This window comes from thiotrophic endosymbiont of Bathymodiolus puteoserpentis (Logatchev) (genome assembly GCF_900127505.1).
Classification (GTDB): domain Bacteria; phylum Pseudomonadota; class Gammaproteobacteria; order PS1; family Pseudothioglobaceae; genus Thiodubiliella.
The window spans coordinates 21521-35479 of sequence record NZ_UEXF01000069.1 but is presented as its reverse complement, the minus strand read 5'-3'; the positions used below and the strand labels follow the sequence as shown (position 1 = coordinate 35479).

Annotated in this window: 12 protein-coding genes; 9 read left to right on the top strand and 3 right to left on the bottom strand. The window is 38.1% G+C overall.

The window, feature by feature from the left end:
• Both BHECKSOX2_RS08060 and murD read right to left on the bottom strand, forming a co-directional pair.
• A partial coding sequence (locus BHECKSOX2_RS08060) for a transposase (RefSeq protein ID WP_139682462.1) occupies window positions 1–440 on the bottom strand: 440 nt, incomplete at its 3' end.
• Window positions 441–785: 345 nt separating this feature from the next.
• Window positions 786–2087: a UDP-N-acetylmuramoyl-L-alanine--D-glutamate ligase gene (murD, locus tag BHECKSOX2_RS08055; protein WP_139683164.1), complete on the bottom strand. Its 1302-nt coding sequence runs from the start codon at window positions 2085–2087 to the stop codon at window positions 786–788.
• 59 nt (window positions 2088–2146) lie between these two features.
• Here murD and BHECKSOX2_RS08050 point away from each other — a divergent pair, with 59 nt between their 5' ends.
• From BHECKSOX2_RS08050 to BHECKSOX2_RS08015, 8 genes are all read left to right on the top strand, one after another.
• Window positions 2147–2812, top strand: a complete 666-nt coding sequence (locus BHECKSOX2_RS08050) for a Bax inhibitor-1 family protein (RefSeq protein ID WP_139683163.1) — start codon at window positions 2147–2149, stop codon at window positions 2810–2812.
• A gap of 30 nt (window positions 2813–2842) precedes the next feature.
• A complete protein-coding gene (locus BHECKSOX2_RS08045; RefSeq protein WP_139683162.1) occupies window positions 2843–3382 on the top strand; it encodes an RNA pyrophosphohydrolase in 540 nt (179 codons plus the stop codon).
• Between the two features lie 64 nt (window positions 3383–3446).
• A complete protein-coding gene (locus BHECKSOX2_RS08040; protein WP_139683161.1) occupies window positions 3447–4724 on the top strand; it encodes a homoserine dehydrogenase in 1278 nt (425 codons plus the stop codon).
• 12 nt (window positions 4725–4736) lie between these two features.
• Window positions 4737–5804: a threonine synthase gene (gene thrC / locus BHECKSOX2_RS08035; RefSeq protein ID WP_139683160.1), complete on the top strand. Its 1068-nt coding sequence runs from the start codon at window positions 4737–4739 to the stop codon at window positions 5802–5804.
• A gap of 8 nt (window positions 5805–5812) precedes the next feature.
• Window positions 5813–7003, top strand: coding sequence for an AAA family ATPase (locus BHECKSOX2_RS08030; protein WP_139683159.1), 1191 nt, complete (start codon window positions 5813–5815; stop codon window positions 7001–7003).
• A complete protein-coding gene (locus BHECKSOX2_RS08025) occupies window positions 7000–7566 on the top strand; it encodes a DUF4276 family protein (protein WP_139683158.1) in 567 nt (188 codons plus the stop codon). Before BHECKSOX2_RS08030 ends, BHECKSOX2_RS08025 begins: the two co-directional genes overlap by 4 nt.
• Window positions 7548–8435, top strand: coding sequence for a cysteine synthase CysM (gene cysM / locus BHECKSOX2_RS08020; RefSeq protein WP_139683157.1), 888 nt, complete (start codon window positions 7548–7550; stop codon window positions 8433–8435). The genes BHECKSOX2_RS08025 and cysM overlap by 19 nt, the downstream gene beginning before the upstream one ends.
• Before the next feature lie 4 nt (window positions 8436–8439).
• Window positions 8440–9714, top strand: coding sequence for a chloride channel protein (locus tag BHECKSOX2_RS08015; RefSeq protein WP_139683156.1), 1275 nt, complete (start codon window positions 8440–8442; stop codon window positions 9712–9714).
• Here the strand turns inward: BHECKSOX2_RS08015 and BHECKSOX2_RS08010 are convergent.
• Complete coding sequence (locus BHECKSOX2_RS08010; RefSeq protein ID WP_139683155.1) at window positions 9701–10123, bottom strand: CopD family protein; 423 nt, start codon at window positions 10121–10123, stop codon at window positions 9701–9703. The genes BHECKSOX2_RS08015 and BHECKSOX2_RS08010 overlap by 14 nt on opposite strands.
• A gap of 76 nt (window positions 10124–10199) precedes the next feature.
• Between BHECKSOX2_RS08010 and BHECKSOX2_RS08005 the strand changes: the two genes are divergently transcribed.
• Window positions 10200–13883 (top strand): DUF3683 domain-containing protein, encoded by a 3684-nt coding sequence (locus BHECKSOX2_RS08005; protein WP_139683154.1) that lies wholly within the window; start codon window positions 10200–10202, stop codon window positions 13881–13883.
• Window positions 13884–13959 lie beyond the last annotated feature (76 nt).

The window sequence follows — 13959 nt, the reverse complement described above, 5'->3', positions numbered from 1 at the left end:
GTGGTGTCAATTAATACTGTTGCTTCTTGGGCTTGTTTGCCATGCAAGGCAACACTCATTTTAAAAATAAGATTAAAACCTTTAACGCCTATACGCTTTCTAAAGTGCACCAACTCGGTGGCATTGCAAGGCATGCCTGGTATATAGTTTGAGTAGCCACAGAAGTATTGGTAATAAGGGTTGCGCTTAAATTGCAAAACAACACGCTCATCAGAGAGGTTTTCTAGTTGTTTAAGCAAAAGCAAACCTACCATCAGCCTGATGGGTTTTGAGGGTCTGCCATTGTTTTGAGAGTAATGTTGTTCAAAGGCATCATCAAAGACTGTCCAATTAATAGTGTTGGCTAGTTGTATTAAAGGGTCTTTGACATCTAATTGAGAAAAGAGCTCTGAATGAAAAAGATTTGATTGGGTGGATATTGGGCTGGATTTAGTTAACATTTTTTTAAGCAAAACGACCAAGAAATAAGAGGTATTTTAACAAAAGTTGGTTGATTTGTCTAGGGTTATTGTTGGTTTTATTGTTATAAATCAATTTGTTGTGTGGTTTTTAAGGGTTGACTACTTATGTAAACACTAACCAGTATAGTTGTTCTACTTCAGTTTATCAACTTCTTGTCATATATTTACAATATATTACAATTTTACTTTTTTATAGTTATAATGAAACCTGATTGTAACTGACTATCGCTTATTAAATTTGCTTTTCATACCAATGAAATTTATTTTTCGTAGGCTCCGCTTTTTATAGCGACCAAAATCTTCTTTATGGGGATTTTTTAATGCCTAAAATTCAGCAATGCACTGTTTAAACACTCGCCCACGCTGTTCAAAATTATCAAACATATCAAAACTGGTGCAAGCTGGGGATAGCAAAATTGCACCGCTGTCAATTAAGGTGCTGGCGGTATTTACCGCTGCTTCCATAGAGTTAGTATAGGTGACTTTTGCAGTATGGATGTTGTTGCCTAATTCTTTGGCGCTTTGCCCGATTAGAACAACATTGGATATATTATTATCAATCAATTCAAATAAAGCACTGTAGTCTTCTTGCTTTTTGATGCCACCTGCAATGAGTACAATATTTTCATATTTGTCTATTAGTGCGTTTAATGCTGTAATAGTAGCCATAGCATTGGTGGCTTTTGAGTCGTTATAGTAATCGATATTTTGCTTTTTTACTACCCATTCTAGGCGGTGTTCTAAGCCTTTAAAGGTTTTGACGGTTGTAATCATTGAGTCGGTGTTAAGCCCGATTTGGTCGCCTAAAGCAAGTGCTGCCAATGCGTTAACTATATTGTGTTGCCCGATAAGTAGCATATCATCTACATCCATCAGTGAGTCATCACCTTTTAAGATATAGCAACTACCATGGCAGGTAACAGTACCAAAATCACTATCTTGCTTAGGTATATCCATACCAAAATATTTGGCATTATCTATCGTTGGGGTGAGTGGTTCATCTGCGTTAATAACTGGATGTTGGCAATATTGGTATAGGCTAAGTTTGGAACTGACATAATGTTGGAAACCTGGGTATCTGTCAAGATGGTCGGGGGTGATGTTGAGCACTACGCCAGTTAATAGTTCTAAATTCTGTGTGTAATCTAGTTGATAACTAGACAGTTCTAATACATAATAATCAATTTCATCACTTAAACAGTCTAATGCTGGCTTGCCAATATTACCGCCAATGGCGACTTTTTTGCCATCATTGGCAATCATCTCACCGAGTAATTGAGTAACGGTTGATTTGCCATTAGAGCCGGTAATACCAATAATTGGGGCCTGAGCATGGCGTGAAAATAACGCTATATCACTAATAATAGGGATGTTATTGGCCCTAGCCCAAATCACGATAGTCTCACTTTGAGCGACCCCAGGGCTAATAATAACTTCATCAATATTATTTAACAACTCAGGCTTCCAGTCGCCTAAAAATAAATTTTCTGTGTTAAATTGGCCTTTAAATTGCGATAAAAATGGGGGGGTGTTTCGATTATCTGCCACCCTAAAAGCAACTTGTTGTTTGGTTAAAAACCGTGCAATAGAGACACCTGTTTTTCCTAAGCCTAAAATCAACTTCATCTTGGTTTTTTTAGTATAAAATTAAATCATTTTACACGCTTAACAACAAAGGATAAATTATGAATATATTTGCAAATATGGCAACAATAAGAGTTACCAAGGTTAAAAATAAAGTTTTGTCAGACACTATGAAATTATTATCATACACACTAGTATTTGGTGGCTTGTCTTCTTGGTTTTCAATCTCTATTGGCGCAAGTTTTGGCTCAGCAATCGTTAGTTTAATCGCAGTAATTGTAGTAATTTGGTTTGTCTTACCAAGAACTCAAAATAGCAATATGGGGATTTTAACTGCATTTGCAGTTGCAGGTCTGTTGGGCTATTCCCTTGGTCCGATGTTGACGCATTACTTAGCAACGCCAAATGGTGCAAATTTAGTAATGCAAGCACTAACTGGTACGGGTGTCTCCTTCTTTGCAATTAGCTTTTATGCGCAAAACACCAAAAAAGATTTTAGTTTTCTCAATGGCATGATATTTTTTGCTATGATTGGCATTATTGTTTTGTATTTAATTAATATATTTTTTATTGAATCTTCTTTTGTTAGCTTAGCCATTTCATTTGCCGTGGTATTAATCATGGGTGCATTTATGCTTTCACAAATGTCCGCTATTATTAATGGCGGAGAGACTAATTACATCTCAGCAACGGTTAGTCTGTATTTAGCATTACACAATATGTTTGTCAGTTTGATGCATATTTTGGGTGTATTTGGCGACGATTAATCACTCAACAACAAAAAACCACCCCTTATTATGATTGATCAAGAGGGGTATCGTGCCAATGTTGGTATCGTTATTACCAATGACAAAAAGCAGGTACTCTTAGCCAAGCGTCATCAACAGGATGCTTGGCAATTGCCACAAGGTGGCATTGACGAGGGAGAAAGTGAACTTGAGGCTTTGTTTCGTGAGTTAAATGAAGAAGTTGGACTCTTACCTGAACATGTAGACTTGATTGCTAAAACACCAAAATGGTTGCGTTATGATTTGCCAAAACAACACATAAGACGCAGACAAAAACCACTTTGTATTGGACAAAAGCAGGTATGGTTTTTGCTAAAACTTACTGGTGAAGAGAGCAATATCAAACTAGACACGCACTGTGACATTGAGTTTGACGATTGGCAATGGGTGGATTATTGGCACCCTATTGAGATGATAATTGACTTTAAAAAGTCGATTTATGAAGATATGCTCAAATCTTTAGCCCCTGTGTTATTTGACAATCAACATAAAGTTCCAACACAATATTCCCGTTCACTTAAATGCGTGGCAATTACACTCAACAAATAATCTAATGCAGTGGTCTCTATTGGTATAATTCCAACCTTTATTCATTCATAGATAGGATTAACTTATGAATATAGGGATTTTGGGACTGGGCACTGTTGGTGGTGGTGTGGTTAATATTTTAGCAAAAAATCAAGCTGAAATCATGCGTCGCACAGGCGTACAAATACAAGTAACGCACGCCGCAGTTAGAGATATCAATCAACCTCGCATTTGCCCAACAAAGGGCATTGAGTTCACTCAAGCGCCTTTTGAAATCGTTAATAATGACTCAATTGATATTGTCTTAGAGTTAATGGGTGGCACTACTTTAGCAAAAGAGCTGGTAGAAACAGCCATTAAAAATGGCAAGCATGTGATTACTGCCAATAAAGCCTTGATTGCCACCCATGGTAATGAATTGCTTGCTTTGGCAAAAGACAACAACACGCATTTGTTGTTTGAAGCAGCGGTAGCGGGTGGTATTCCAATCCTTAAATCTTTAGAGCAAGGGCTGAGTGCCAACCAAATTGAAATGGTAGCTGGCATTATCAACGGTACAGGCAACTTCATCCTGACTGAAATGCGTGATAAGGGTAGAGATTTTGCCGATGTGCTGAAAGAAGCACAGGAGTTGGGCTATGCTGAAGCTGACCCAACTTTTGATGTTGAAGGCATTGATGCAGCGCACAAATTGGCCATATTAGCCGCCATTGCTTTTGGTTGTGAGTTGCAATTTGACAAAGTATCTACACAGGGCATTAGTCAAATCAGTGGTGAAGATGTGGCTTTTGCCACAGAGTTAGGTTACTCCATTAAGCACTTAGGCATTGCTAAGAAACTCAACGGTAAAATTCAAATGCGTGTGCATCCAACACTCATCCCAAAGACTCGCCTATTGGCAAATGTTGATGGCGTGATGAATGCAGTATTAGTCAAAGGCAATGCTGTAGGTTCAACGCTTTATTATGGTGCTGGTGCTGGTGCTGAAGCTACAGCAAGTGCTGTGATTGCTGATTTGGTTGATGTGATTAAAGGCACGCTCAGTCATAATGTTTTAGGCTGGCAGTCATTTGAAGCAATACCTTATCAAAATCAAGATGATATTGAAAGCATCTTTTATCTACGCTTATTAGCCACTGATAAACCAGGGGTGTTGGCAGATATTACAGCAATTTTTGCCAATCACAATATTAGCGTAGAGGCAGTTGTACAAAAGCAAATTGACGCACAAGACAATGCACATATCGCTATTATTACCAACCAAGTAAAGACCAGCAATATTAATGCAGCAGTAGCAGCAATTCAAAAACATGATTCTATCCAAGAAGAGGTTAAAATCATTCATGTAGAAACATTAGACTAAAAGGACAATACAATGAGATATACTGGCTTAATTAACCACTATAAAGATAGACTACCTGTTGATGAAAACACAAACTTCATCAGCTTGGGTGAAGGCAATACACCACTTATTCGCTTAGAAAATATTCCTGCCTTATTAGGTAAAGATGTGGATATTTATGTGAAATACGAAGGCTTAAATCCAACCGGTTCATTTAAAGACCGTGGCATGACGATGGCAGTAACTAAGGCGGTAGAAGCAGGCTCAAAAGCCATTATTTGCGCTTCTACAGGTAATACATCCGCCTCTGCTGCTGCTTATGCAGCCCGCGCTGGCATTAAAGCCTTTGTACTTATTCCAGAAGGTAAGATTGCCTTAGGTAAATTAGCGCAGGCAATGATTCACGGTGCGGTGATTATTCAAATCAAAGGTAACTTTGATGATGGCATGCGCTTGGTTAAAGAAGTGGCTGAGCATGCGCCCGTATCCATTGTAAATTCAATCAACCCTTTTCGTCTGCAAGGTCAAAAAACAGCCAGCTTTGAGATTGTTGAAGAATTGGGCGATGCGCCTGATTATCACTGTTTGCCTGTGGGTAATGCGGGCAATATCTCTGCACATTGGATGGGCTATAAGGAATACCAACAAGATGGCAAGGCCACTAAAACACCTGCCATGGTGGGCTATCAAGCAGAAGGTTCTGCCCCTTTTAAAAAAGGTGAGATGATAGACAATCCCGAAACAATTGCGACCGCTATTCGTATTGGCCACCCGCAAAGTTGGGATTTGGCACATGAAGTTGAAAGGGAATCAAACGGTTGGTTTGATGCACTAAGCGATGCTGATATTTTGAGCGCTCAAAAACTACTAACCGAAAAAGAAGGTATTTTCTGTGAGCCTGCATCAGCCACATCACTAGCAGGTGCAATGCGTGACATTAAAAGTGGCAAGATCCCTGAAGGATCAAAAATTGTTTGCACCTTAACAGGTCATGGCTTAAAAGACCCTGATACTGCTATCGCTCAGTGTAATAATGATAACATGATTCACATTGACCCTGTGATGGAAGAGGTTAAACGCGCAATTTTAGACAATATGTAAAAAGTATTATGAAAATAGAATCATTAAAAATCAAAAACTTTAAAGCATTTAAGAATGCTGAAATGAAGGACATTCCAAAATTTTGTGTGATTGTTGGTAGTAATGGCTCTGGAAAAACAACTTTGTTTAATGTTTTTGGTTTTTTAAAAGATGCACTCTCTACCGATGTTAATACTGCTTTTAATAAACGCGGTGGTTTTGATGAAGTTATTAGTCGTGGTTCTGAGGATAATATTGAGTTTGAAATAAAATTTAAAGCAAAAAATACTTATAAAAACAATCCTATTATTACTTACTTTTTAAGTATAGCTCAAAAAAACGGCAAAGCGGTTGTTGATAGGGAAATTTTAAAATATCGTAGAGGCGCTAAAGGACTACCTTGGGAATTTTTAAACTTTAGTTGTGGCAAAGGTAAGGCGGTTATTAACGAACAAATGCTAGATTCTACTGAAGAAAAAGATTTAGAGCGAGAAGAACAAACCCTCAAATCACCTGATATTTTAGCCATTAAAGGGTTGGCACAGTTTGAGAAATTCCCTGCCGTTATTGCCCTTAGTGAACTCATTGATAATTGGCATGTTTCAGATATTCATGTCAATGAAGCGCGTAATATCCAACAAGCAGATTATGCTGAGCATTTATCTACTTTAGGTGAGAATTTATCTAATGTTATAGAATATTTACACAATAATCATAAAGAACAACTAGATGAAATTATCAAAGTTTTAAAACAAAGAATTCCAGGAATTTCCAATGTAGAAGCAAAAACCATAGAAACAGGGCAAGTGTTATTAAAAATTCAAGATGAGTCTTTTGATAAACCATTTCTAGTACGCTACATTTCCGATGGTACGATAAAAATGCTGGCTTATTTAGTCTTGCTTTACGATCCAAAACCTTATCCACTTTTATGTGTTGAAGAGCCTGAAAATCAACTTTATCCACATTTATTGGCAGAACTGGCAGAGGAATTTAGGGCGTATGCTAATCGTGGAGAACAAGTTTTTGTTTCTACGCATTCACCTGATTTTTTAAATGCCATTAATGTTGAAGAAGTATTTCTTTTGGTTAAAGAGAAGGGCTACACAACAATCAATAGAGCAAGTGAAGATAAGCAAATTGTAGCTTATATGAATGATGGTGACCAAATGGGCTACTTATGGAAACAAGGGTTTTTTGTGACTTTGGGTAAGAAATGAATTTAGTTTGTTTTACCGAAGAACAATCTGCAAAAGAAATGTTGCAAATTGTTTTACCGAAAATATTACCTGATAATTACCGCCTATCTCAAATTATCACTTTTGAAGGAAAAAGTGACTTAGATAGACAAATAGAAAAAAAACTAAAAAATTACAATACACCAAATACTGTTTTTTTAATTCTCAGAGACCAAGATAGCGCAGACTGTATAGAAATTAAAGAACGATTACTAAGTAAGGTCGAAAATAGCGGTAAAAAAAATGTCTCTATTATTCGAATTGCTTGCCATGAATTAGAAAATTTTTATTTGGGAGATTTGCTTGCAGTTGAACGGGCTTTTAATAAAAAATTACCTCAAAGACAAACTTCTACAAAATTTAGAAATGCTGATAATTTAGCCAATGCAAAACAAGAATTAAACAAAATTACTGATAAAAAGTATCAGCCAATATCAGGCTCAAAAACAATATCGCTCTATTTAAAATTAGACAACAGCAATACATCCACCAGTTTTAACACGCTACTTTCTGGAGTTCAAAAATTATGCGCTACACAACCATAGAACAAACCATTGGCAATACGCCATTAGTGTGTTTACAACGTTTAAATCCTAATTCAAGCAATACCATCTTACTCAAACTTGAGGGTAATAATCCTGCTGGCTCGGTAAAAGACCGTGCGGCGTTTAATATGATTACTCAAGCTGAAGCGCGTGGCGAGATTAACGCAGGTGATACACTGATTGAGGCCACTAGTGGTAATACGGGGATTGCTTTGGCAATGGTGGCAGCGATTAAAGGCTATAAAATGATATTGATTATGCCTGAAAATCTCTCAAAAGAGCGTAAAGATGCGATGGCAGCATATGGCGCTGAGTTAATTTTAGTCAGTGAAGCAGCCGGGATGGAAGGTGCACGAGATTTAGCCGATACCATGGAAAAAGAGGGTAAAGGTAAGCAACTTGACCAATTCTCTAATAGGGATAATTCAGGCGCGCATATCAACACAACTGCACAAGAAATATGGCAGGATACAAATGGTGAGGTTACGCATTTTGTCTCAGCTATGGGGACGACTGGTACGATTATGGGCGTATCTGAAACACTCAAAAAGCATAATAAAGATATCCAAATCATTGGTGTGCAGCCCGAAGACGGGGCAAAAATTGCAGGCATTCGTCGCTGGCCAAAAGAATATTTACCAAAAATATTTGATGCTTCAAAAGTTGATACCATAATGGATGTCTCACAAACTGCTGCCGAACAAACTACCCGTGATTTGGCCACGAAAGAAGGTATTTTTGCTGGCGTTTCCAGTGGTGGTGCAGTATCTGCCGCTATTGAGCTATCTAAGCAAGTGGATAATGCTGTGATTGTGACTATCGCTTGCGACCGTGGTGACCGGTATCTCTCAACAGGATTATTTACTTAAATAAATGCGTCGATACTTATCATATCACTTTCCAAGCGAAGTTAAAACTTATGTATTACTAACACTTGCCAGTGTTTTAACCGTGGTGGTGGTTACTTTTTTCTTGTCTGTTAGTGGGTTTTCACAGTATATTTTTAAAACTTTCATTGTTGAATACCCTGCTTTAAATTTCATCATTACACCGATTACTTTTGTGGCAATTATTTATTTTGCCAAACAGTATTGTCACTTTGTGCAAGGCAGTGGCATTCCACAACTCATTGCTGCCACTGACTCGCGCAATAAATCCCTTCGTGAGCAATTACTTTCCTTTAGGGTGGTAATAGAAAAAATAGGTTTTATTTTTCTGGCAATGCTGGGTGGTGCGCCGATTGGTATTGAAGGTCCTAGCATTCATATTGGTGGTTCAATTTTTTATGGCTTTAATCGTTTTATTAAACTTAATCGTAAATTTTTAATTCACGCTCTGATTGCTATTGGTGGTAGTGCTGGACTGATTGTGGCATTTAATGCACCGATAGCTGGTATGTTGTTTGCTTATGAAGAAATTGGCAGAAATCTAAAAAAACAAGCCTTAATTCTTATTGCAATTGTCAGTGCGATGGTTTATATATTTGCAATTATTTATCGTGGTAATGCCCCTTATTTAGGCGACCTATCTTCACATTCGCTTGACTTAAGCCTAATTTGGCAACTATTACCTTTGGCAATTGTTGCAGGGATTTTTGGTGGCTTGTTTTCTAGAGCAACGCTTCATTTGATTAAAAAATTTATCGCCCACACCAAAACTAAAGTTATTGTTATCGCTCTGTTGCTGGGTGTTGTTGTTGCAATTTTTAATTATTTTTCTGCTGGACAAATTGCAGGCTCTGGACACGCTGAAGTTTTGCAAATTCTTAATAATAAAGCACTGGGTTTAGACTTTGTGGCAATGAAATACTTTGCCACACTAAGCTCATTTGTATCCACCATTCCGGGTGGCGTCTTTATGCCAAGTATTTCAATTGGTGCGGGGCTTGGCTCAGAAGCGGCCAATTTCTATACACAAATTGATACGCAAGTTGTGATAATAATGGCAATGATTGGGTATTTAAGTGCGGTGATTAGAGCACCACTCACCTCAACTTTTGTCATTCTTGAAATGACGCTAAGTCTGCATTTACTGCTCCCGGGATTACTGGTCGCCTTTATTGCTAACTTTATCTCTAAACAAATTTACCAACAACCTATCTACGAAGCCTTGGCTGACAACTACCTAAAACTCACTAAAAAGGCTTAACCACTACTAAAATAACAATTGCTACCAGTATTAGTACTGGAAATTCGTTAAACCAGCGATAAAAAATATGTGAACGAGTATTGTTATTCGCTTTGAAAACTAACAGCAAATACCCACAATAAAAATGATAAGCAATCAGTGGCACAACCAGTGCCAACTTAGCGTGTAGCCAATATTGAGTGCTATAAACTGCCCAGTTGTCAATCACCATCCAAGCGCCTAATACTGTTGCCAAAACAAAACTCGGCATCATAATGCCACGATAGAGCTTACGCTCCATCACTTTAAAACACTCAATACTCACTTGGTCATCACTCATCGCATGATAAACAAAAAGGCGTGGCAAGTAAAACAAAGCCGCAAACCAAGTAATCACACTAATAATATGAAAGGCTTTTATCCACAACATCCAACAACTCCGAACAAACAAACAATAACTATTATTATAGTAAAATAAGCATAGCTTAATAACCCTCTTTACAAACTTGCAACAATATCGCGAAATTCCTTACAACTACACTTCATTCTCAGACAAAGAAATCGTGTGTCGATTTTTAGGTGAACAGTCATGGGAATTACTCGAGCAACTACGAGAAAATCGCAACACAGGTCGCAGTGCGAGAATGCTGTTTGAAGTATTGGGTGATATGTGGGTGGTGAATCGCAACCCTTACTTACAAGAAGACCTGATTAACAACAAAAAACGCTGGAAGGCACTTACCCAAGCACTGTATTCTCGTCTTAACCAAATTCGCCTGCGTGCTAACGGTAATACAAAAGTATTGGAATTATTAGACAATGCTGACAAAGCAGTAAATGATTTTAAATCTTGTTTGCGTGAATTTAAAAACAACAAAACACGCATTAAAAAAGCACTACTCAAAGTCACGCACAATAACAATATTCGCTTTGATGCCCTATCACGCTCATCCCATGCCACCGATGCAACTGACTGGCGTGTTGAATATCCTGCTGTGGTTATCACCCCAGATACTGAGTTGGAAATTGCCAAAATCATCAAAACTTGTATTAAATTAGGTCTCACAATCATTCCGCGTGGCGGTGGTACGGGCTATACAGGTGGCGCTATCCCTCTGAGCGCACAAACAGCGGTCATCAATACAGAAAAACTCAGCTTTATTGATACAGTCCAACACAACGATGGGCTGTACAGTGTAAATGTCGGTGCAGGCGTGATTACCAAGCGTGTTAGTGAAGTAGCAGCAAAAAATAACTTAGTATTTGCCGTTGACCCAACTTCGCAAGATGCTTGCACCATTGGCGGCAATGTGGCAATGAATGCAGGTGGCAAAAAAGCCTTAAAATGGGGAACAACAATTGACAATCTTTTGTCATGGAAGATGATCATGCCTGATGGTAACTGGCTACAGGTAAAACGCCTTAATCACAATCAAGACAAAATTCAATTACTCAAGGAAGTGAGTTTTGAAATTCATCATTTAAAAAAAGATGCCAGCACACCAATAAAATCTGAAATACTCACGATTAACGCTAAAGACATGCGTAAAAGCGGTTTAGGTAAAGATGTTACTAATAAATTTTTAGATGGATTGCCAGGTATTCAAAAAGAAGGCTGTGATGGCTTTATTACTTCTGCACAGTTCATCTTGCACCAGCCACTTGAGCATACTAGCACACTATGTTTAGAGTTTTTTGGTTATGACTTAGATCGTGCAGTTTCTGCAATTGTTGCCATTAAAGACAGCGTAGATAATTCTAAATATGTTGATTTAATTGGCATGGAGCATCTTGATAGCCGCTATATCAAAGCAGTCAATTACACCACAAAAGCCGCTCGTTCAGAATTACCAAAAATGATTTTGCTACTTGATATTAGTGCAGACCAGCAAGATTCATTAGAGTCACAAATTGAAAAAATCATCACGCTAACACAAGACAGAGATGGTGAATGTTTTGTTGCACATTCACCAGAAAAACGCCAAATTTTTTGGAAAGACCGCGCCAATACTGCAGCTATTGCCGCTCACACTAACGCTTTTAAAATTAATGAAGATGTGGTTATTCCCCTGAATAAATTAGGGGATTACTCTCATGGTGTTGAGCGTATTAACATTCGTCTATCGATTGGGAACAAACTTGCCACATTAGGCGCAATTAAGAGTTATTTTCACAGCATTGATGCAAGCACCAGTCTTATTAAAGACAAAATCAATCATACCCTATCACTGCTTGATAGGGTTGAAAGCGAGTGGCAAGATGCACTAACAAGCCTTGAACAAGAAGCTGGATTTAAAGCACTACAAACTAGCGAGCGTGTGATTTCTTATGTTGCTGATTTTTCTCAGCCTTTGAATGACTTGTTAATGGGTGATGTATTTACTGAAATTCGTGACAAAGTTAAAACAATACATAGTGAATATCGTGAAGCTCGTCTATTCGTAGCAACGCATATGCACGCTGGTGATGGCAATGTACATACCAACATCCCCGTACACTCACACAACACACAAATGCTAGAATCTGCTGAAAAAGTAGTGGATGAAATCATGATTTTAGCACAGCAACTTGGGGGAGTGATTTCAGGTGAGCACGGTATTGGGCTGACTAAATATCAATACTTATCCGACGAATTTAAGCAAGAATTTTTCAAATACAAAAACCATATTGACCCTAACGGACATTTCAATAAAGGCAAGTTGATGCCAGATGGTAATCTTAACAATGCCTTTACCCCTTCTTTGCGCTTAGTTGAGCAAGAAGCCTTGATTTTAGAAAGCAGTGGTATTGGTGAAATCAATGACATGATAAAGTCATGTCTTCGTTGTGGTAAGTGCAAGGATATTTGCACCACGCATGTACCTGAAGCCAATTTGCTATACTCACCTCGTGATAAAATTATTGGCACCAACTTAATTTCTGAAGCGTTTTTATACGAAGAACAAACGCGTAGAGGCATCTCACTTAACCATTTTGATGAGTTTAATGATGTGGCTGAACATTGCACCATTTGTCACCGTTGTTCAAGCCCTTGTCCGGTGAATATTGATTTTGGTGATGTTTCCATCAAGATGCGAAGTATGCTGATTAAGCAAAAACAAAAGCATACAAATATTGCCACCAAATTATCAATGGCGTATCTCAATATGACCAAACCGTGGCAGATTAACCTAACTAAAAAAATACTCATTGATTTTAGTTATAAGGCACAACATATTGCTGCAAAACTTAGCAAACCGTTACACAAAAAACAACCTGATAAAACCATTGGCAAGCCCAGTCTTTTTACAGAATTAGTCACAATTTTAGACAAACCTTTACCTACTGATACAAGTGCAGCACCACTACGAAGCTTGCTAAATATTACCGATACTAGTAGTGTACCAATTTTAGCTCACCCTGAAAAATCAAATGCCGACTCACCAAGTGTGTTCTATTTCCCAGGTTGTGGCTCTGAGCGCCTTTATTCTGACATTGGTTTAGCCACCATCGCCCTACTCTATCATCAAGGCATAAAAGTGGTATTACCACCAAGTTACTTATGCTGTGGGTATCCACAAAGTGCAGGTGGGTATGAAGCCAAATCCAAGGAAATCACTATTGATAACCGTGTGTTATTCCACCGTATGGCAAACACACTTAATTACCTAGACATTAAGCATGTACTAACTTCTTGTGGTACTTGTATTGACCAACTCCTTACCTATGACATGGCAGATATTTTCAAAGATTCAACACTCATAGATATTCACGAATACCTATTGGAAAACAAAGTAACACTTGATGATACTGGCGAGCAATACCTATACCACGCCCCCTGCCACGATCCAATTAAGTCCAAAGATTCAAGCATTGTCATCTCTGAAATTATGAACTCAAAGGTAACTAGCAATGAGCGTTGCTGTGGTGAAGCAGGCACTTTTGCAGTGGCTCGCCCTGATATTGCCAAGCAAGTAAAATTCCGCAAAGAAGCCGAAATAAAAAAGGATTTAGCAACCATAGAAACAAGTAAAGCACCCACCAAAATGCTAACCACCTGCCCTGCTTGCCGCCAAGGCTTGAGCCGTTACAGCAGCACAACTAACATTAAGCCCATCTACCCAATTGAGCTAATCGCTGAACAAAAACTCGGCAAAAATTGGCAAAAAGACTTTATCAAATCTGTGCAGATTGAAAAAGTGTTACTTTAATCAATGCAAGTCACTTTTTTAATTCAGCCGTCTTCTGAACAAGTGTTAAATACTCAATCTCTAAATAAATCCTTTT